This window comes from Acidipropionibacterium jensenii, assembly GCF_005890135.1.
GTDB classification, from domain to species: domain Bacteria; phylum Actinomycetota; class Actinomycetes; order Propionibacteriales; family Propionibacteriaceae; genus Acidipropionibacterium; species Acidipropionibacterium jensenii.
The window spans coordinates 1,673,999-1,691,493 of record NZ_CP040635.1; the positions used below are offsets into that span (position 1 = coordinate 1,673,999).

15 protein-coding genes and 2 tRNA genes are annotated in these 17,495 nt (G+C 67.4%); 13 read left to right on the forward strand and 4 right to left on the reverse strand.

The window, feature by feature from the left end:
* The first annotated feature begins 56 nt into the window (after window positions 1-56).
* From FEZ32_RS07330 to FEZ32_RS07390, 13 genes are all read left to right on the forward strand, one after another.
* Window positions 57-1,415 carry a dipeptidase gene (locus FEZ32_RS07330; RefSeq protein ID WP_028703969.1) on the forward strand — a complete coding sequence of 453 codons (1,359 nt, stop codon included), beginning with the start codon at window positions 57-59 and terminating at the stop codon, window positions 1,413-1,415.
* Between the two features lie 260 nt (window positions 1,416-1,675).
* The gene (locus FEZ32_RS07335) at window positions 1,676-2,968 is read left to right on the forward strand and encodes an MFS transporter (protein WP_028703968.1); all 1,293 of its coding nucleotides are present in this window, start codon (window positions 1,676-1,678) and stop codon (window positions 2,966-2,968) included.
* A gap of 31 nt (window positions 2,969-2,999) precedes the next feature.
* Window positions 3,000-4,520 (forward strand): amidophosphoribosyltransferase, encoded by a 1,521-nt coding sequence (gene purF, locus FEZ32_RS07340; RefSeq protein WP_097798368.1) that lies wholly within the window; start codon window positions 3,000-3,002, stop codon window positions 4,518-4,520.
* Complete coding sequence (purM, locus tag FEZ32_RS07345) at window positions 4,517-5,662, forward strand: phosphoribosylformylglycinamidine cyclo-ligase (RefSeq protein ID WP_138680323.1); 1,146 nt, start codon at window positions 4,517-4,519, stop codon at window positions 5,660-5,662. Before purF ends, purM begins: the two co-directional genes overlap by 4 nt.
* A 110-nt stretch (window positions 5,663-5,772) precedes the next feature.
* Entirely contained in the window at window positions 5,773-5,982 is a 210-nt protein-coding gene (locus FEZ32_RS07350) for a DUF3073 domain-containing protein (protein ID WP_028703966.1), read from the forward strand.
* A gap of 48 nt (window positions 5,983-6,030) precedes the next feature.
* Window positions 6,031-6,981 carry an alpha/beta hydrolase gene (locus FEZ32_RS07355; protein WP_138680324.1) on the forward strand — a complete coding sequence of 317 codons (951 nt, stop codon included), beginning with the start codon at window positions 6,031-6,033 and terminating at the stop codon, window positions 6,979-6,981.
* Window positions 6,982-7,171: 190 nt separating this feature from the next.
* Window positions 7,172-8,488 (forward strand): ABC transporter substrate-binding protein, encoded by a 1,317-nt coding sequence (locus FEZ32_RS07360; RefSeq protein WP_028703964.1) that lies wholly within the window; start codon window positions 7,172-7,174, stop codon window positions 8,486-8,488.
* Between the two features lie 123 nt (window positions 8,489-8,611).
* Entirely contained in the window at window positions 8,612-9,508 is an 897-nt protein-coding gene (locus tag FEZ32_RS07365; protein ID WP_028703963.1) for a carbohydrate ABC transporter permease, read from the forward strand.
* Window positions 9,508-10,404, forward strand: coding sequence for a carbohydrate ABC transporter permease (locus tag FEZ32_RS07370; RefSeq protein WP_138680325.1), 897 nt, complete (start codon window positions 9,508-9,510; stop codon window positions 10,402-10,404). The genes FEZ32_RS07365 and FEZ32_RS07370 overlap by 1 nt, the downstream gene beginning before the upstream one ends.
* A gap of 256 nt (window positions 10,405-10,660) precedes the next feature.
* Window positions 10,661-12,070, forward strand: coding sequence for an ABC transporter permease subunit (locus FEZ32_RS07375; protein ID WP_175415756.1), 1,410 nt, complete (start codon window positions 10,661-10,663; stop codon window positions 12,068-12,070).
* 13 nt (window positions 12,071-12,083) lie between these two features.
* Window positions 12,084-13,076: a branched-chain amino acid ABC transporter permease gene (locus FEZ32_RS07380; protein ID WP_138680327.1), complete on the forward strand. Its 993-nt coding sequence runs from the start codon at window positions 12,084-12,086 to the stop codon at window positions 13,074-13,076.
* Window positions 13,069-14,136, forward strand: a complete 1,068-nt coding sequence (locus FEZ32_RS07385) for an ABC transporter ATP-binding protein (protein WP_138680328.1) — start codon at window positions 13,069-13,071, stop codon at window positions 14,134-14,136. The genes FEZ32_RS07380 and FEZ32_RS07385 overlap by 8 nt, the downstream gene beginning before the upstream one ends.
* Window positions 14,133-14,867, forward strand: a complete 735-nt coding sequence (locus FEZ32_RS07390) for an ABC transporter ATP-binding protein (RefSeq protein WP_097798371.1) — start codon at window positions 14,133-14,135, stop codon at window positions 14,865-14,867. Before FEZ32_RS07385 ends, FEZ32_RS07390 begins: the two co-directional genes overlap by 4 nt.
* A gap of 144 nt (window positions 14,868-15,011) precedes the next feature.
* On the opposite strand, the gene FEZ32_RS07395 is transcribed toward FEZ32_RS07390, so the two are convergent.
* The 4 genes from FEZ32_RS07395 to FEZ32_RS07410 form a co-directional block, all read right to left on the reverse strand.
* On the reverse strand, window positions 15,012-15,494 hold the full coding sequence (locus FEZ32_RS07395; RefSeq protein ID WP_138680329.1) for a GNAT family protein: 483 nt from the start codon (window positions 15,492-15,494) through the stop codon (window positions 15,012-15,014).
* A 127-nt stretch (window positions 15,495-15,621) separates the two neighbouring features.
* A complete protein-coding gene (locus tag FEZ32_RS07400; protein ID WP_217496591.1) occupies window positions 15,622-16,890 on the reverse strand; it encodes an ABC transporter substrate-binding protein in 1,269 nt (422 codons plus the stop codon).
* A 299-nt stretch (window positions 16,891-17,189) separates the two neighbouring features.
* Window positions 17,190-17,263: transfer RNA gene (locus FEZ32_RS07405), tRNA-Phe, on the reverse strand.
* A gap of 64 nt (window positions 17,264-17,327) precedes the next feature.
* Window positions 17,328-17,401 (reverse strand) — tRNA-Asp (locus FEZ32_RS07410).
* Window positions 17,402-17,495: the final 94 nt, after the last annotated feature.

The following is a 17,495-nucleotide window of genomic DNA, read 5'->3' on the forward strand; positions in this document are numbered from 1 at the left end:
CCACCGGGGAGTCTCTCCGGTGGCCGCGGCCGAGGCCGGACTTCTAGGCTGTGGCCATGAATCTTGCCGAGCACAGCAGTGAGCTGGAGGCCAGGGTCGACGCCGTGATGGAGTCTGCCGTCGAGGAGCTGACCCGGCTGGTCGCGATCCCCTCCGTCAGCTCCCTGAACCCCGACCAGGTGGTCGCCAATGCCGAGCACATCGCCGACCTTGCCTCCCGGGCAGGGGCCGCCGACGTCGCCGTGGTCACCGAGGGGCAGGGGCTGCCCGTCGTCATCGCCCACTGGCCGGCCCCCGAGGGTGCGCCCACCGTGCTGCTCTACTCCCACGGCGACGTCCAGCCCACCGGGGACCTGTCGGCCTGGGGATCCGAGCCGTTCACCGCAACCCGAAGGGGAGACCGGCTCTACGGTCGCGGCACCGCCGACGACAAGGGCGGGGTCGCCGCTCATCTGGCGGCGATCCGCGCCCTGGGCGACCGCCCGCCGGTGGGGATCACCCTGCTCATCGAGGGGGAGGAGGAGATCGGCTCCCCGTCGATGGCCGCCATCATCGCGGCGCACCGCAGCGAGCTTGCCGCCGACGTCATCGTCATCGCCGACGCGGTGAACTGGGAGCAGGGCGTCCCCTCGCTGACCACCAGCCTGCGCGGGGTCGCCGACTGCACCGTGGAGGTGCGCACCCTCGACCACCCGCTGCACTCCGGACAGTTCGGCGGGGTGGTGCCCGACGCCCTCACCACCCTGTGCCGACTGCTGGCCACCCTCCACGACGAGAACGGGGACGTCGCGGTGGAGGGCCTCGGGTCCTACCCGGCCCCGGACCTGGAGTACCCGGAGGACCGGCTGCGCGCCGAGACCGCCATTCTCGACGGGGTCGAGTGGACCGGGACCGGATCCCTCGTCGAGCGGATGTGGACCAGACCCTCGATCTCGGTGCTGGCCATCGACGCCACCCCGGTGGCCCAGGCGGTGAACATCCTGCCCGCCGCGGCCCGGGCCAAGGTCAGCCTGCGGGTCGCCCCCGGGGATGACGCCGGCAGGGCCCTGGAGGCCCTCACCCGTCACCTGGAGAGCCACGTCGGCTTCGGCGCACACGTGAGCATCAGCGCCGGACAGATCGGTGCTCCCGGACTCATCGGCATCAGCGGACCCGCCGGCCAGGTGGCCGAGGAGGCCTTCCGGATCGCGTGGGGTCACGAGCCGGTCGAGATGGGCTGCGGAGGGGCGATCCCGCTCATCACCGATCTCCAGCAGACCTTCCCGGAGGCCACCGTGCTGGTCACCGCGGTGACCGACCCGGACTCGCGGATGCACGGCATCGACGAGTCCCTGCACCTGGGCGACTTCCGCCGGGCGATCCTCACCGAGGTGCTGCTGCTGACCGGTCTGGCGGACCTTCCGGGACGCTCCTGACATCCCCGACCGGAAGGCTGCTGGCCGGGGGTGTCCCCGCAAGAGACGCGTCTGAGGGCACTCCGGGGCCGCGCGGGGAGCTGCGAGCCCGTACATGTTCCGCACGTAATTGGTTGGGGCACTCCGGGGCCGCGCGGGGAGCTGGGGGAGGCCGGAGGCGGCGGGCCGGCGTACTGTAGGTGTCACGCCGTCAGGCAGGGGTGGTACCGCGTCTCAGAAGGGTGGGGGGACGTGAACTGCAGCGCACCCTGAGGAGTTTCATGGCAGCGATCCGCTACCGCACCCTGTTCTCGTACTCCGGCGCCACCTTCGTGGCCGTCGGATTCGCCGCCCGTCTGCCCCTGGCGATGAGCCAGCTCGGCACCATGCTGCTGGTCTCCAGCCCGATGGTGGCCGGCCGGATGGGACCCGGCGGCATCGCGGCCGGGGCGGTCGCCCTGGCCAATGCCATCGGCTCGCCCCTGTTCGGCGGGCTCACCGACCGTCGCGGCCAGCGGGGGTTGATGATTCTGCAGGCGATGGCCGGTGGGATTGCGCTGATCGTCGAGGCGGTGGTGGCGGTGATCGGCGCACCCTGGCCGGTGGTAGCCGCCATCGGCGCGGTGGCCGGCTTCTTCATGCCCCAGATCGGCACGATGGCCCGTGTCCGGTGGCGTCAGATCGCCGCCGCTCGGCCGGCTCAGCGGGCCGGCATCCTGGAGACCTCCTTCGCCTGGGAGGGATCGGGTGACGAGGCCTCCTTCGCCCTCGGGCCGGCCCTCACCGGAGTGCTGGCGGTGGCCCTCGGACCGGTCTGGGCGATCGTCGTGGCGGGAGTCATGCTGCTGGTCTTCGGCACCTGGTTCGCCGTCCACCCCACCGTGAGACTCGTCAAGGCCACCGCGAGAGCTGCTTCAGCCCGCTCGGCGGCGGCCGGGAGCTCCTCGGGCCCGACCCGGGAGAGGCTGTTCACCCCCGGTGTGCTGGCCGCCACCCTCGGGCTGCTGATGATCGGCGTGATCTTCGGGTCGGTGCAGACCGGCACCACCACCCTGGCCACCGCGGCCGGCCGGCCCGGCCTGGCCGGTCTGCTGCACGCCGTGCTGTCGATCGGCAGTGCGACGGCCGGGCTGCTGCTGCCCAGGCTCGCCCACCGGGTGGGACTGGTCGGACGCTGGCGGGTCTTCGCCACCGCCCTGGCGGTCCTCACCCTGCCGCTACTGGCGGTCAACACCCTGGGCGGCCTGCTCCCGGAGCTGCTGGTTCTGGGACTGGCGGTGGCCCCCTACCTCATCACTCTCTACTCGGTGGCCGAGAGGGCTGCCCGGCCCTCCCGGATCGGCGCGGCGATGACCGTGCTGGCCGCCACCACCAGCCTGGGCTACTCGCTGGGCGCCTCGATCGCCGGACAGCTGGCCGACTGGGGTGGACACACCCCCGCCTACGCGGTGACCGTCTGCGCCGGAGCCATCGCCTGCCTGTTGGGCTGGCTGGTCGCCCGGCGGGTCACCCCCGCGCCCCGCGTCCACGATCCGAGGAAGCACCCGGGCCGGCCGACGGTGGTCACCGACTGACCGGGTGCTCCGGCTGAGATAGCTTGTACCTGTGACCCGCGCTGACGGACATCTCACTGCAGATCTCGACCCCCAGGACCATGGACCCCAGGACGCCTGTGGCGTCATCGGGGTGTACGCCCCCGGCGAGGAGGTCGCTACCCTCGTCTACTTCGGGATGTACGCCCTCCAGCACCGCGGTCAGGAGTCGGCCGGGATGGCCGTCTCCGACGGCCGGCGCACGATGGTCTTCAAGGACATGGGACTGGTCTCCCAGGTCTTCGACGGACCCACCCTCGACACCCTCAAGGGCAGTCTGGCGATCGGCCACACCCGATACTCCACGACCGGGTCCAGTGTCTGGGACAACGCTCAGCCGACCTTCCGCTCCCGGCCCGGGGGCGGTGGACTGGCCCTGGCGCACAACGGCAACCTCACCAACTCCGAGGAGCTGGAGGAGCTGATCCGGGCTCGCGACCCCGAGGCCTCGGTCCCGCACAAGGAACGGATGGACTCCACCTCCGACACCGCCCTGATGAGCGCCCTGATGGCCACCTACGAGGGTCCGATCGACGAGATCGCGATGAAGGTGCTGCCGGTCCTCAAGGGCGCCTTCAGCATCGTCTTCATGGACGACACCATGCTGTGCGCCGCCCGGGACCCCCAGGGGATCCGTCCGCTGGTGCTCGGACGACTGGAGACCGGCTGGGTGGTGGCCTCCGAGACGGCGGCCATCGACATCGTCGGGGGCACCTTCGTCCGCGAGGTCGAGCCGGGCGAACTCATCACCATCAGCGCCGCCGGGCTGCGTAGCGCACGGTTCGCCACCGCCCGTCCCAAGGGCTGCATCTTCGAGTACGTCTACCTGGCCCGTCCCGACACCATCATCGCCAACCGGCGGATTCACAATGTCCGGGTCAAGGTCGGCAAGATCCTCGCCCAGCAGGCCCCCGTCGACGCCGATCTGGTGATCCCGGTCCCCGAGTCCGGGACCCCGGCGGCGATCGGTTACGCCGACGAGTCCGGCATCAAGTACGGCATGGGACTGGTCAAGAACTCCTACGTCGGACGCACCTTCATCCAGCCCTCCCAGACGCTGCGCAACCTCGGCATCCGGCTCAAGCTCAATCCGCTGAGGGACGTCATCGAGGGCAAGCGACTGGTCGTCGTCGACGACTCGATCGTGCGCGGCAACACCCAGCGCCAGCTCGTCGCCATGCTGCGCCAGGCCGGCGCCAAGGAGGTCCATGTGAGGATCTCCTCACCGCCGGTCAAGTGGCCCTGCTTCTACGGTATCGACTTCGCGACCAGGGCCCAGTTGATCGCCGCCGGCCTGTCGGTCGAGGAGATCGCCGCCTCCATCGGCGCCGACTCGCTGGCCTATGTCAGCCTCGAGGGACTCATCCAGGCCACCCACGTGCCCAAGGACGATCTGTGCCGGGCCTGCTTCGACGGCGTCTACCCCGTGCAGGTGCCTCCCGAGGCCGACCACCTGCTCGCCGACTCGCCCTCGGCCACCGGACGTGACCACCAGGCCACGCTTCCCGAAGCTCCTCAGGAGGACCCGTCATGACCCCACCCTCCCAGTCGTCATCCACCCAGCCCTCATCTCCCGGGCCGACATCTCCCGAATCAGCACAGGCCGGTTCCGGTACGCCCTCGGCATACGCCCGTGCCGGGGTCGACATCGAGGCGGGGGAGCGGGCCGTCGAACTCATGAAGGCCCACGTCGCCCAGACCGCCCGCCCCGAGGTGATCGGCGGCCTCGGCGGCTTCGCCGGGTTCTTCGACGCCTCCGCCCTGGCCCACTTCCGCCATCCGCTGCTGGCCACCTCGACCGACGGGGTGGGCACCAAGGTGGCCATCGCCCAGGCGATGGACGTCCACGACACGATCGGCTTCGACCTGGTCGGGATGCTCGTCGACGATCTCGTGGTGGTGGGCGCCGAACCGTGGTTCGTCACCGACTACATCGCCTGTGGGCGGGTCCGTCCCGAACGGATCGCCAATGTCGTCAAGGGCATCGCCCAGGCCTGTGAGAAGGCCGGCTGCGCGCTGCTGGGCGGGGAGACCGCCGAGCACCCGGGGCTGCTGGCCGCCGAGGAGTACGACGTCGCAGGGGCCACCACCGGGGCCGTCGAGAAGGACGCCGTGCTCGGTCCCGACCGGATCGTCGAGGGGGACGCCCTGCTCGCGGTGGCCTCCTCGGGACTGCACTCCAACGGCTACTCCTTGGTTCGCAGCGTGCTGCTCGGCCAGGCCGGCTGGAAACTGGAGAAGGTGGTGCCCGATCTGGGCAGGTCGCTGGGCGAGGAGCTGCTCACCCCGACCACCGTCTACGCCGCAGACCTGCTGGCGCTGATCGGAGCGGTCGAGGTGCACGCGATGAGCCACATCACCGGGGGAGGGCTGGCCAACAACCTGGCCCGGGTGATTCCCGACGGGCTCGAGGCCACCGTGGACCGTTCGACCTGGGCGCCGGCGCCGATCTTCCGGCTCGTCCAGGAGGTCGGCCGGATCTCCCGACCCGACATCGAGGAGACCCTCAACATGGGCGTCGGGATGATCGTGGTGCTTCCCGCCGACCGGGTCGAGACCGCGGTGACGTTCCTGGCCGGACGAGGATTGACGGCCTGGCAGTGCGGCTCGATGTCCTCCCGCGGCCACGATGACGCCGGCGCCGTTCAGCTTGTGGGGGACTACCGGAGTCTGTGAGACCGGGTGCTTTGGTGTCCTCGCGCTGGCTCGGGTAGCCTGTCTGTCACGACAGTAGATGACATGCGCGCGGCAATGCCGCGGCCAACGAGGCGAGGGGGTCGACCCATATGGGGCGCGGCCGTGCAAAGGCGAAGCAGACCAAGGTTGCTCGAGATCTGAAGTATCGCTCGGTTGATATGGATCTTGAATCCTTGGAGCGCGAGCTGAGGGGCGACAAGGTCCGTGAGCGTGAGGACCCGGGCAAGGAAGACGAGCTCTCCGACAAGTACGCCGATCTGGCTGAGAAGTACTCCCACTACGGCGAGGACGATCAGTGACTCCGGTCACCCTCCGGTGATCTGGTCACAGGGGTCCCCCGAGTCCCGATGAGGTGGATCGCAGATCCGGTGGTGCCCGGCTTCGAGTGGGCACGCATCGCTCTGCCACGCGCAGCGAAGGTTCCCGGTGATCCCGAGGGACTGCTGACCGCAAGCCTGATCCGCCCCCATCCGCCCAGACGACGACGGGCCCTGCTGTACCTGCACGGCTGGTCGGACTGCTTCTACCAGGCGCACCTCTCCGACGAGGTGGAGTCCTGGGGGATGGACTTCCACGCACTGGAGCTGCGGCGCTACGGCCGCAACCTGGTCGACGGTCAGATGGCGGGCTGGATCCCCGATCTGGTCGACTACGACCAGGAGATCAACGCCGCGATGTCGTTGATCGGCGCCGACCACGACGAGGTGACCCTGATGGGCCACTCCACCGGCGGCCTGATCCTCCCGCTGTGGATGGCCCGTCATCCCCACCGGGCGAGCGGCATCATCCTCAACTCGCCGTGGATCGACCTGCAGGGCTCGACGATGACCCGACTGATGGCCGGCCCGGTCACCCGGGCCGTCAGCCAGGCCTCCGCGACGACGGTGCTGCCGCTGCCCAGCCACGACAACTACTCGCGGTCGGTGCGCCGGGAGTTCGGCGGGGAGTGGGCCATCCCCTTCCAGAAGTCCCACGGTGACGCCTTCGTGGTGCGCGCCGGATGGCTCAATGCCGTCCTGGCCGGCCATGCGATGGTCGAGCAGGGGCTGGGCATCGAGGTGCCGATCCTCACCCTGCTGTCGGCCCGCAGCGACCTGTCGGCCACCTGGAGCGAGACGATGCGCGGCGCCGACACGGTGCTGGACGTCTCCCGGCTGGCGGCCGCCTCGGTGCACCTGGGCCGTCATCTCACCCTGGTGAGGGTCACCGGCGGGCTCCACGACCTGGTGCTGTCGGCCCCCTCGGTGCGCGCCGGCGTCTTCGCCGAGATGCGCCGCTGGGTGCAGGCCTACCAGTAGTCGTCGGCTCCGCGTCGCACCGGTTCTCCGGGCCCCCGGGGTGCCAAAGATCACGGGACGGTCACGATGTCATGATAACGTCACCATTTTGTTTGCCGAGCTGTCTGGGGTCTGTCAGAATCGGCGTGGCCGGACAAGGCAGTCCGGAACGAGACATGGATGTCTCGATGTGACCGGGAGGTTATTTCTGATGCGTGGCAAGAGACTGGCGGCGCTCGCGACTGCGTCGCTTCTGGTGCTGTCCGGCACCGTGGCGTGCGGATCATCGAGCAGCACGAAGGCTGGTTCCGATGAGACCTCGGCCTCGACCCCCAAGGCGGGTGGCGCCGGAGGCACGGTCGGCGTCTTCACGTGGTGGGCGGACGGCTCCGAGAAGAAGGGCCTGGATGCCCTCGAGAAGATGTTCAAGGAGAAGTACCCCAACGACACCTTCCAGAACCTGGCGGTGGCCGGTGGATCTGGTTCCAACGCGAAGGCCAAGCTGGCCTCCGACCTGAAGAACGGCAACCCGCCCGGATCCTTCCAGGGTCACGCCGGTGCCGAGCTGATGGACTACATCGACAACGACCAGGTCGAGCCCGTCGACAGCATCATCAAGGAGGTCGGCGGCGAGTCGGTCTTCCCCAAGACCCTGCTCGACCGACTCACCGTCGACGGCCACATCTACTCGGTGCCGGTCAACGTCCACCGCGCCAATGTGGTGTGGTCGAACACTGCCGTGCTGAAGAAGGCCGGCGTCACCAGCACCCCGAAGAGCGTCGACGAGTGGTTGGCCGACATGGCCAAGGTCAAGGCCTCCGGCGTCTCCACCCCGCTGTCGATCGGCGGCACCTGGACCCAGACCGAGCTCTTCGAGTCGATCCTGGCCTCCAACCTGGGAGCCGATGAGTACAACAAGCTGTTCACCAAGGACGGCAAGTGGGACTCCGACGGCGTCAAGGCCTCCATCGAGCAGTACAAGAAGGCTCTCAGCTTCGCCAACACCGCCTCCGACGGAGACGACTGGCCCAACGCCACCGACATGGTGGCCAACGGCAAGGCCGCCTACAACGTGATGGGCGACTGGGCGGTCGCGCAGTTCGAGATGCGCAACAAGACCTACAAGACCGACTGGGATGCCTTCCCGATGCCCGGCAAGGAGAACATCTTCGACTTCCTGGCCGACTCGTTCACCCTGCCGACCGGCACCAAGAACCCCGAGGGCACCAAGGACTGGCTGCGGTTCGTCGGTTCCAAGGACGCCCAGACCACCTTCAACAAGGTCAAGGGGTCCATCCCTCCTCGCACCGACATCTCGCCCGAGGGCTTCAGCCCCTACCAGCAGTCCGCGATGAAGGACTTCAAGTCCCCCGACACCAAGATCGTCTCCTCGATCGCACACGGTGCCGCAGTCTCGCTGGCCTGGAGCTCGGAGATCAACACCGCGATGAGCAAGTACTACCAGGACAAGAACTCCGCGAACCTGGTGAGCGCCCTGGTGGCCTCGCACGGCAAGTACGCGCAGTGAGTTAGCGGTATCGGTGGGCCCGGCCAAGGCGGCCGGGCCCACCTGCTGGCCGCCCCCGGCCGGCTCAGCTCAGGTGCACCGCTGGTGCACACACGCAGGTGCAGACACAGAGGTGCAGAAGACATGGTGAAATTGCGACGCTGGTTGCCGAGCTTCCTGTTCGTGCTGCCGTCGATCATCCTCATCGGGATCTTCGTCTACGGCTTCATCGGGAAGAACATCGTGGCATCCTTCGCCACGGTGCGGACGAGATCGGGACGGCTCAAGGCCCCGGGAGGGTTCCAGAACTACTCGACGCTGATCGGTGATCCGCGCTACCAGCACGCGCTGTGGAATCTGCTCGTGCTGACCGTGGTGTTCATCGCCGGCACGATGTTCTTCGGGCTGCTGTGGGCCCTGCTGCTGGAGCGGGGGGTGCGCGCCGAGGGAGTCTTCCGCTCGGTCCTGCTGTTCCCGATGGCGATCTCCTTCATCGCCGCCGGTGTGGTCTGGCGCTGGCTGCTCTCGCCGGCCCAGGGCTCCGATGCGGTGGGTCTGAACCAGCTGTTCCAGATGATGGGCCTGGACGGTCTCCAGTCGAGTTGGTACTCGGCGGGCAGATTCAACATGGCCGCGATGGCCATTCCCGCCATCTGGCAGCTGTCGGGGTACATCATGGCGCTCTTCCTGGCCGGTTTCCGCGGCATCTCCGAGGACCAGCGGGAGGCCGCCCGGGTGGACGGCGCCACCGAGTTCAAGCTGTACCGGCACGTGCTGTTCCCCCAGCTGTCGCCGATCGCGTTGAGCGCCCTCATCATCGTCGGACACATGTCGATGAAGATGTTCGACCTCATCTACTCGATCGCCGGGCAGAGCTCCTACACCGCCGAGGTGCCCGCCACCCTGATGTGGACCCAGATGTTCCAGCTCAACGACCCCACAGCGGCCGCCGTCAACGCCACCCTGCTGCTGCTCATCGTGGCGGTCGCGGTCATTCCGTACCTCATCTACACCAACCGCACCGAGAAGGGGGCCCGCTGATGTCCTCGGCGACTCTTGAGGCCGACCGGCTCGCAGCCGTTCCGCACCGCCACCGCAGAAGCACCAGGGGGCAGAAGGCCTTCGGGACCGTTCAGTACGCCCTGCTGTTCGTCTTCTCCATCATCGTGCTGATGCCGGCCTATGTGCTGCTGGTGACCAGTTTCAAGCGCCAGGGCGACTATGACCAGTCGACCGCCTGGCAGATCCCCACCACCTGGTCGGTGGAGGGCTGGGTGGCGGCCTGGAACACCCTGGCCCCGGCGGTCGGCCGGTCCCTGGTGATGGCGATCCTGGCGGCCGTGCTCTCCTCGGTGCTCGGATCGCTCAACGGCTACATCGTCGCCAAGTGGCACTTCCCCGGCTCCCACGTCATCTTCGTGCTCTTCCTGTTCGGGATGTTCATCCCCTACCAGGCGATCATGATCCCGCTGTCCGGGATGATGCTGAACATCCAGGACAGTGCGCCCTGGTTCGCAGGGGTCCCGACCCTGATCCTGTGCCACATCGTCTACGGCATCCCGATCTGCACCCTGATCTTCCGGAACTACTACGCCACCTCGGTACCCAACGAGATGATTGAGGCGGCCCGGGTCGACGGCGCCACCACCTGGTCCACCTACACACGGGTGGTCCTGCCGGTGTCCCCTCCCGGATTCGTGGTGACCCTCATCTGGCAGTTCACCAGTGCTTGGAACGACTTCCTGTTCGCACTGTTCCTCACCAACCAGAACAACGGCCCGGTGACCTTCGGCCTCAATGCCCTGGCCTCCGGGCAGAACCCGAACTACCCGCAGATCATGGCGGGAGTGCTGGTGGCCTCACTGCCCACCCTGATCGTCTACATCGTCCTCGGAAAGTACTTCGTGGCCGGTCTGATGAGCGGTTCGGTGAAGTAACAACACGTCTGTGAGAGACCCGCGTGGCGGGGTTCGCGGCACTGCGTCCGCGGCCCCCGCCACTGCTGTGCAGGCGCGATTTCGCAATGTTACAGATTCGCGATGATCTGTTACTTCTTGAGGTCGTCGGGCGGTAGGCCGGTGAACCGCTTCTACAGTTCCCACAGGTTGAGCCACTGCCCAGGCACTGCGTCCGGGCAGGAGACGAGGCTCACCCGGCACCCCTCAGAGGGCCGGGGACACGGGAGGAAAACGCGTGAGACCAGCACATCCGGCGATCATTCGGACCAGCTACGGAGGACGCCTGTGGCGTCTGGGGTTAGCTCTCCTGGCCTTCCTGGCACTGTTCGGAACCCTTCAGGCTCAGAACGCTCCGGGAGCCCACGCGGCGGGCGTTCAGCTCATCGTGACGGTCGCTGACGACTCCGGAAAGCCGGTCGCCAAGGTCGGCCTCACCGTCGCCGACGCCGCCGGCAAGCTCATCAAGGGCACCACCGATGCCCAGGGCAAGGCCACCGTCGACCTCACCGCCTCGGGCAGGTACGGCGTCTACTTCGACGTCGCCACCCTGCCGAAGGGAGTCGGCCCGGCGGCCAATCCGACGGTGCGCGCCACCACCGGCAACATCTCGCCACAGTTCACAGCGATCTCGCTGTCGGCCTCCGGAGTGCGCACCGCGGTGACTCCGACCCCGCTGGCCACGGCGCCCTCCTCGGCGTCGACCCCCGGCGCGACAGTCGGCGGCTCCGGGTCCGGATCCTCCGGAGGGTCCTCGGGCGGCACCAGCTTCATCGACCAGCTGACCCCCAAGATCGCCACCGGCCTCACCTTCGGCCTGTTGCTGGGGCTGGCCTCGATCGGGCTGTCGCTGATCTACAGCACCACCCGACTGAACAACTTCGCCCATGGCGAGCTCGTCACCTTCGGCGCCTTCATGGCCTACATGATCGCCGGACAGTGGGGGCTCAACGGGTGGATCGCCATCCTCGGCGCCCTGATCCTCGGCGGCTGCTTCGGCTACCTCCAGGACATCTCGCTGTGGCGACCGCTGCGCAAGCGGCGGCTCGGCATGATGCAGATCATGATCGTCAGCATCGGGCTGTCCCTGGCGCTGCGCTACATCTTCGCCTTCATCTGGGGCCCCGACCGGCTGTCCATCCCCGCCGACAACGACCCGGTGGTCTCCTTCGGGCCGGTGAACCTGCGGTACTGGGACGTCGTCGGATCGATCATCGCGATCGTCCTGCTGGTGCTGGTGGCGCTGTTCTTCTCCTTCACCAGGATCGGGAAGGCGACCCGCGCGGTGGCCGACAACAAGGCCCTGGCCGCGGCCACCGGTATCAACGTGGAACTCATCATCCGCATCGTGTGGGTGGGCGGCGGTGCCCTGGCCGGTGTGGCCGGAGCCCTCATCGGCTACTACCAGACGCTCCAGTGGAACGCCGGCGCGCTGATCCTCCTGCTGCTCTTCGCCTCGGTCACCCTCGGTGGCCTGGGAACGACCTGGGGGGCCCTGGTCGGCGCCATCATCATCGGACTCGCGATGGACGTCTCGACGATGTGGGTCCCGACCTCACTCAAGTATGTCGTCGCCATGCTCATCATGATTGTTGTTCTGCTGGTCAGGCCCCAGGGTCTGCTCGGCAGGAAACAGCGGATCGGCTGAGAAGGGAACTCTCATGGATTTCAGCTTCATCTCCCAGGCTCTCTCGCAGCTGTTCGCCCCGGACACCGCGGCCTACGCCCTGGCCACCATCGGCCTGGCGGTGCACTTCGGGTACACCGGCCTGATGAACTTCGGCCAGTCGGCCTTCATGGCCGTCGGCGCCTACTTCTTCGCGATCGGCGCCCGCACCCTCAACATGCCTCTGCCGCTGTGCCTGCTGTTCGGGGTCCTCGGCGCGGTCGTCTTCGCCCTGCTGCTCGGCATACCGACCCTGCGGCTGAGGGCCGACTACCTGTCGATGGTCACCATCGCGGCGGCCGAGATCGTGCGATACGTCGCGATCACCCCGGAACTGACCCCGCTGACCGGCGGCCAGGGCGGACTCACCAGCTTCGACTACGGCAACGCGTGGGCCGCGCTCAATCCGATACCGGCGCCGGCCTCCGGAGGGTTCTACACCTTCGGTCCGTTGTCCTACTCGCGCGACGACCTGTTCAACCTCATCGTCTGCTGGGCGGTGGTGATCGTGGCTGCGGTGCTCGTCTGGGCCCTGATGCGCAGCCCGTGGGGACGAGTCGTCCGCGGCATCCGTGAGGATGAGGACGCGGTGCGGGCGCTGGGCAAGAACGTCTTCAGCTACAAGATGCAGGCCCTGGTCCTGGGCGGCGTGCTGGCCGGTGTGGCCGGCATGCTGTACATCATGCCGAAGGGCCTGAACCCCGACATCGGCGGCACCCAGACCACCTTCTTCCTGTGGACGATCCTCTTCCTGGGCGGTGCGGCCACGGTCTTCGGGCCGATCATCGGTTCGATGATCTTCTGGTTCACCCTCATCGTCACCGACGGAGTGGTGAACCTGCTCACCACCTCGAACATCCTTCCGATCAGCGGCATCCAGGGTGGCCAGATCCGGTTCATCCTGGTCGGCCTCGGACTGATGGCGCTGGTGATCTTCCGGCCGCAGGGCATATTCGGCAACAAGGCGGAGACCTACTTCAATGGCTGAGACCTCACAGACTGCACCAGACTCCGGCACGGAGGCGATTGCTGCCGAGAAGGCCGCACCCGGTTGCCACAAGGTTCACCCGATCCTGGTCGCCAGCAATGTGACCCGCGAGTTCGGCGGCCTCAAGGCCGTCGACGTCGAGCACGTCGAGATCCCGCGAGGGGCGATCACCGCCCTCATCGGGCCCAACGGTGCCGGCAAGACGACCCTGTTCAACCTGCTCACCGGGTTCGACAACCCGAACACCGGTGCCTGGGAGTTCGACGGGACCGACCTGGCCGGCGTCCCGGCCCACAAGGTCTCCCGGCTGGGGGAGGTGCGAACCTTCCAGCTCACCAAGGTGCTGGGGCGGATGACCGTCCTGGAGTCGATGAAGCTGGGCGCCCGCCACCAGACCGGCGAGCACTTCTGGGCCGCCCTGTTCCCCTTCATCTGGCGGAGCCAGGAGAAGGCCAACGAGAAGCGCGCCCTGGAGCTGTTGGACCGCTTCGGGCTGCTGGCCAAGAAGGACGACTTCGCCGGCTCGATGTCCGGTGGCCAGCGCAAGCTGCTGGAGATGGCGCGCGCCCTGATGTGCAACCCGCAGCTGGTGATGCTCGACGAGCCGATGGCCGGCGTCAACCCGGCCCTCAAGCAGTCCCTGCTCGGCCACATCGTCGGGCTCAAGGACAGCGGCGTCACGGTGCTGTTCGTCGAGCACGACATGCACATGGTGCACACCATCGCCGACTGGGTGATCGTGATGGCCGAGGGCAGGGTGGTGGCCGAGGGCACTCCCGATGTCGTGATGGAGGATCCCGCGGTGGTCGACGCCTACCTCGGCTCCAACAAGGACCGGGATCTCGGCGACGTCATCAACGGCATCCGGTCCTCGCGCAAGAACAAGAAGAAGGTCGACGTCTCCGACATCGACATCCAGCGCGACGAGGAGGTGCTGGACGCCCAGCAGGAGGCCGTCGAGGCGGCTCAGGAACTGGGCGAGACAGGCGACTCCCAGGCCGTGGTGGACGATGCCGCCGACGCCGTGGCAACCGATGACAAAGGGAAGGACAAGGCATGAGCCACGTTCTTGAGACCAAGGATCTGGTCGCCGGGTACCTGCCGGGAGTCAACATCCTCAACGGGACCAACACCTACGTCGAGGACGGCGAGCTGGTGGGCATCATCGGCCCCAACGGGGCCGGCAAGTCCACCCTGCTGAAGGCCGTCTTCGGGCTGGTGCGGGTGTACTCGGGATCGGTGGTGCTGGACGGCACCGAGATCACGAACCTGTCGGCCAACCGGCTGGTCACCCACGGAGTCGGGTTCGTCCCTCAGACCGAGAACGTCTTCCAGGCGCTCACCATCGAGGAGAACCTGCAGATGGGCTGCTACCAGAAGCCCAAGCTGTACACCAAGAGGCTGGCCTTCGTGGTGGACCTCTTCCCCGAGCTCAAGAAGCGGCTCAGGCAGCGGGCCGGTTCGCTGTCGGGCGGCGAGCGTCAGATGGTGGCGATGTCGCGGGCCCTCATGATGGACCCGAAGGTGCTGCTGCTCGACGAGCCGAGCGCGGGACTGTCCCCGGTCCGGCAGGACGAGACCTTCGTCAACGTCGCACGGATCAATGCGGCCGGGGTGTCCATCATGATCGTGGAGCAGAACGCCTCCCGGTGCCTGCAGATCTGCGATCGCGGCTATGTGCTCGACCAGGGCAAGGATGCGTACATGGGAACCGGACGTGACCTGCTCAACGATCCGAAGGTCATCCAGCTGTACCTCGGTACCCTCGCCGCCGACCACAAGGCGGGCTGAGCGGCTCTCCTCGGCTCATCCCCGGTCCCCCACCCCGACTCGGGGTGGGGGACCGGGGATGAGCTCTGAGTGGGCACGGACAAGCCACCTGCCACGACGGACTGGTCGACCCGCTCATGACCTGACCGCGTGCGAGGGGATCCTCTACCGTGCCGGGCGTTGCCAGGTCCACGGCACGGTCCCGGTGATCCTCATAAGGCCCGCGCGTTCGAGGATGGGGCGGGAGAACTCGGTGGAGTCCGAATGGATCCACCGCGCGCCGTGCGACATCGCGGACCGGACTCGAGCAGCGGTGAGCGCACGGTAGATGCCGCGACCCCGGTAGGGGGTCAGCGTTGCGCCGCCCCAGATTCCGGCGAAAGCGGTGCCGGCGATCGGGTCTATCCGACCGGCGCTGACGATGCGACCGTTGGTCTCCGCCGCCCGCAACTCGACGTTCTCCCCGTTTGACTGGCGGGTCAGGATCTCGCGCAGCATCCGTTGAGCGCGCGGGGTGCCGCCGAAAACGGCGTCCTGCACGTCGAGGGCCGCGCGCATCTCCTCAGGCACAGTCAGTCGGCGCAGCGCCACGCCGGTCGGCGGTTCGCTGCCGAGATGGGCGTCGTACTCGGCGAGGAGATCTGTCACCAGCCGATCGTATGCGTCGGACGGCGTACCCCCCTGGAAGTCGACCAGGCCAGAAGCTACGAGGAAGGGCCCGGTTCGACAGAACCGGGCCCTTCCTGATGTCCTGGGCGTCAGCCCACCTCGTGGATCACAGCGAGGAGGTCTGCTGGCTCACCCAGTCGGTCTTGTTGTTCGGGCCGACAGTCTTGTAGAAGGAGATGCTGGCCTTGGTGACGTCGCCCGCCTTGTTCCAGGCGATCGGGCCGGACTGACCGTCGTAGTCGATGTCGGTGCCCTTCTGGATGAGGTCGTAGCAGGCCTTGAAGGTCGTGCACTTGGTGCCACCGTCGGAGACCTTGATGAGGTTGTCGGCGATCGTCTGGGGAGCGGTGCTCTTGCCCTCGGCCGCGGCCAGCGCGATGAGGATCGTCGCGTCGTAGGACTCGGCAGCGTAGGAGAAGGAGTTCAGCGGCTTGCCGTTCTCCGTGTTGAGCTTGTCCTTGAGGCCCGAGGCCGGGTTGACACCGGGGGTCGAGAACTGGGCGCCGGTGATGTCGGGATCGCCCTTGCCGAGGATGCCGTTGTTACCGTCAGTGCCGTAGAAGTTCTTGAAGTCGAACTTGTTCTGCTGCAGGGCGGCGGAGATCGACTTGATCTCGTCGAAGGAGATCACCACCAGGGCGTCGGGCTTGGCGGCGAGCACCTTGCCGACCTCGGCGTTGAAGTTCGTCGAGTTCGGGGTGAAGGACACATCAGCGCCGACCTTGACGTTGTTGGCCTTCAGGGTGTTGACGATCTGGTTGTTGAGCCCGGTGCCGTAGGCCTCGTTCATGTAGAGGATCGCGACGTTCTTCTTGCCGTCGGAGACGATCTTCTGGGCCAGGGCCTGGCCCTGCAGGAGGTCGCTGGGGACGGTGCGGAAGAACATGCCGTTGCTCTTGTTCGGGTTGGTCAGGCCCGGATCGGTGGCGGCCGGGGTGATGAACGGCACCTTGGCGTTGGTGATCTGGCTGAACACCGTCTTGACGACGGCCGAGGACTCCGGGGCGAGGATCGCCGAGGTGCCCGAGGCCAGCAGGGACTTGGCCGAGGAGGAGGCGATGTCGGTGGTGGTGTCGCCGGAGTCCTTGACGGTCAGGCTGGTCTTGAAGGTGGGCTTGGCGGCATTGATGTCGGCGGTGGCCAGCTTGGCGCCCGCGATGGCGGCGGGTCCCAGCAGGGCCAGCGACCCGGTCTGCGGGTAGATCGCGCCGATCTTGAGGTCGCCGGAGGCACCGTTGCCGCCCGCGGAGGACGAGGAGGTTCCGCCCGAGCCGGACGAGCAGGCCGCCAGCACCATCACGGACAGGGATGCGGCGACGGCCTTGGCGGCCACACGACGCCGACGCGAGATCACGGTCGACGCGGTGCCGGGCACCTCTGACGATGCAGTACGACCCGAAGAAATGCGGTGCATGTGGGTTCCTCTCGAGGGAGCTGATCACTACTTGCCCGAGACGCTATCCGCCCCCTGTCGTCGTATCGGCGACGAAGGCGTTTCCACCGTGTTACACCCCTTGTCAGCGCTCGACGGCCGGATGTGAGTCGTGACCAAGCTGTGACATTCGGCGGTCTGAGGGGGGAGAGGGCCCCCCGATGCGGGGACGCAGGGATCCGGTCCGGTGACCTGCCGGAGGTACGAGAAGGCCCCTCCGTGGAGGGGCCTTCTCATCTGTGTGGCCGGGACCGGGATCGAACCGGTGACCTTTCACTTTTCAGGCGAACGCTGCTACCGACTGAGCTACCCGGCCAAAGGCTCGTGTCTGGGAACTTACGCTCCACAGCACGAACGCGACGCCGTGAACGCCGCGTGAGCGACCCCGATGGGACTTGAACCCACGACCTCCGCCGTGACAGGGCGGCGCGCTAACCAACTGCGCTACGGGGCCTTGATCTTCGGGTTGCCCCGAGATTCCTGACCGCTGCCTGCATCAGGCAGCTCGAGAAATATAGCAAGGATCGCCGGTGATGTGAAATCTGCGG

What these genes read in the sequence shown, in the direction of transcription:
- purM (WP_138680323.1), top strand. Translation starts at nt 4,517, where the DNA reads ATGACCCCACCCTCCCAGTCGTCATCCACCCAGCCCTCATCTCCCGGG.
- FEZ32_RS07335 (WP_028703968.1), top strand. Translation starts at nt 1,676, where the DNA reads ATGGCAGCGATCCGCTACCGCACCCTGTTCTCGTACTCCGGCGCCACC.
- FEZ32_RS07380 (WP_138680327.1), top strand. Translation starts at nt 12,084, where the DNA reads ATGGATTTCAGCTTCATCTCCCAGGCTCTCTCGCAGCTGTTCGCCCCG.
- FEZ32_RS07365 (WP_028703963.1), top strand. Translation starts at nt 8,612, where the DNA reads ATGGTGAAATTGCGACGCTGGTTGCCGAGCTTCCTGTTCGTGCTGCCG.
- FEZ32_RS07360 (WP_028703964.1), top strand. Translation starts at nt 7,172, where the DNA reads ATGCGTGGCAAGAGACTGGCGGCGCTCGCGACTGCGTCGCTTCTGGTG.
- FEZ32_RS07350 (WP_028703966.1), top strand. Translation starts at nt 5,773, where the DNA reads ATGGGGCGCGGCCGTGCAAAGGCGAAGCAGACCAAGGTTGCTCGAGAT.
- FEZ32_RS07390 (WP_097798371.1), top strand. Translation starts at nt 14,133, where the DNA reads ATGAGCCACGTTCTTGAGACCAAGGATCTGGTCGCCGGGTACCTGCCG.
- FEZ32_RS07370 (WP_138680325.1), top strand. Translation starts at nt 9,508, where the DNA reads ATGTCCTCGGCGACTCTTGAGGCCGACCGGCTCGCAGCCGTTCCGCAC.
- FEZ32_RS07355 (WP_138680324.1), top strand. Translation starts at nt 6,031, where the DNA reads ATGAGGTGGATCGCAGATCCGGTGGTGCCCGGCTTCGAGTGGGCACGC.
- FEZ32_RS07385 (WP_138680328.1), top strand. Translation starts at nt 13,069, where the DNA reads ATGGCTGAGACCTCACAGACTGCACCAGACTCCGGCACGGAGGCGATT.
- FEZ32_RS07330 (WP_028703969.1), top strand. Translation starts at nt 57, where the DNA reads ATGAATCTTGCCGAGCACAGCAGTGAGCTGGAGGCCAGGGTCGACGCC.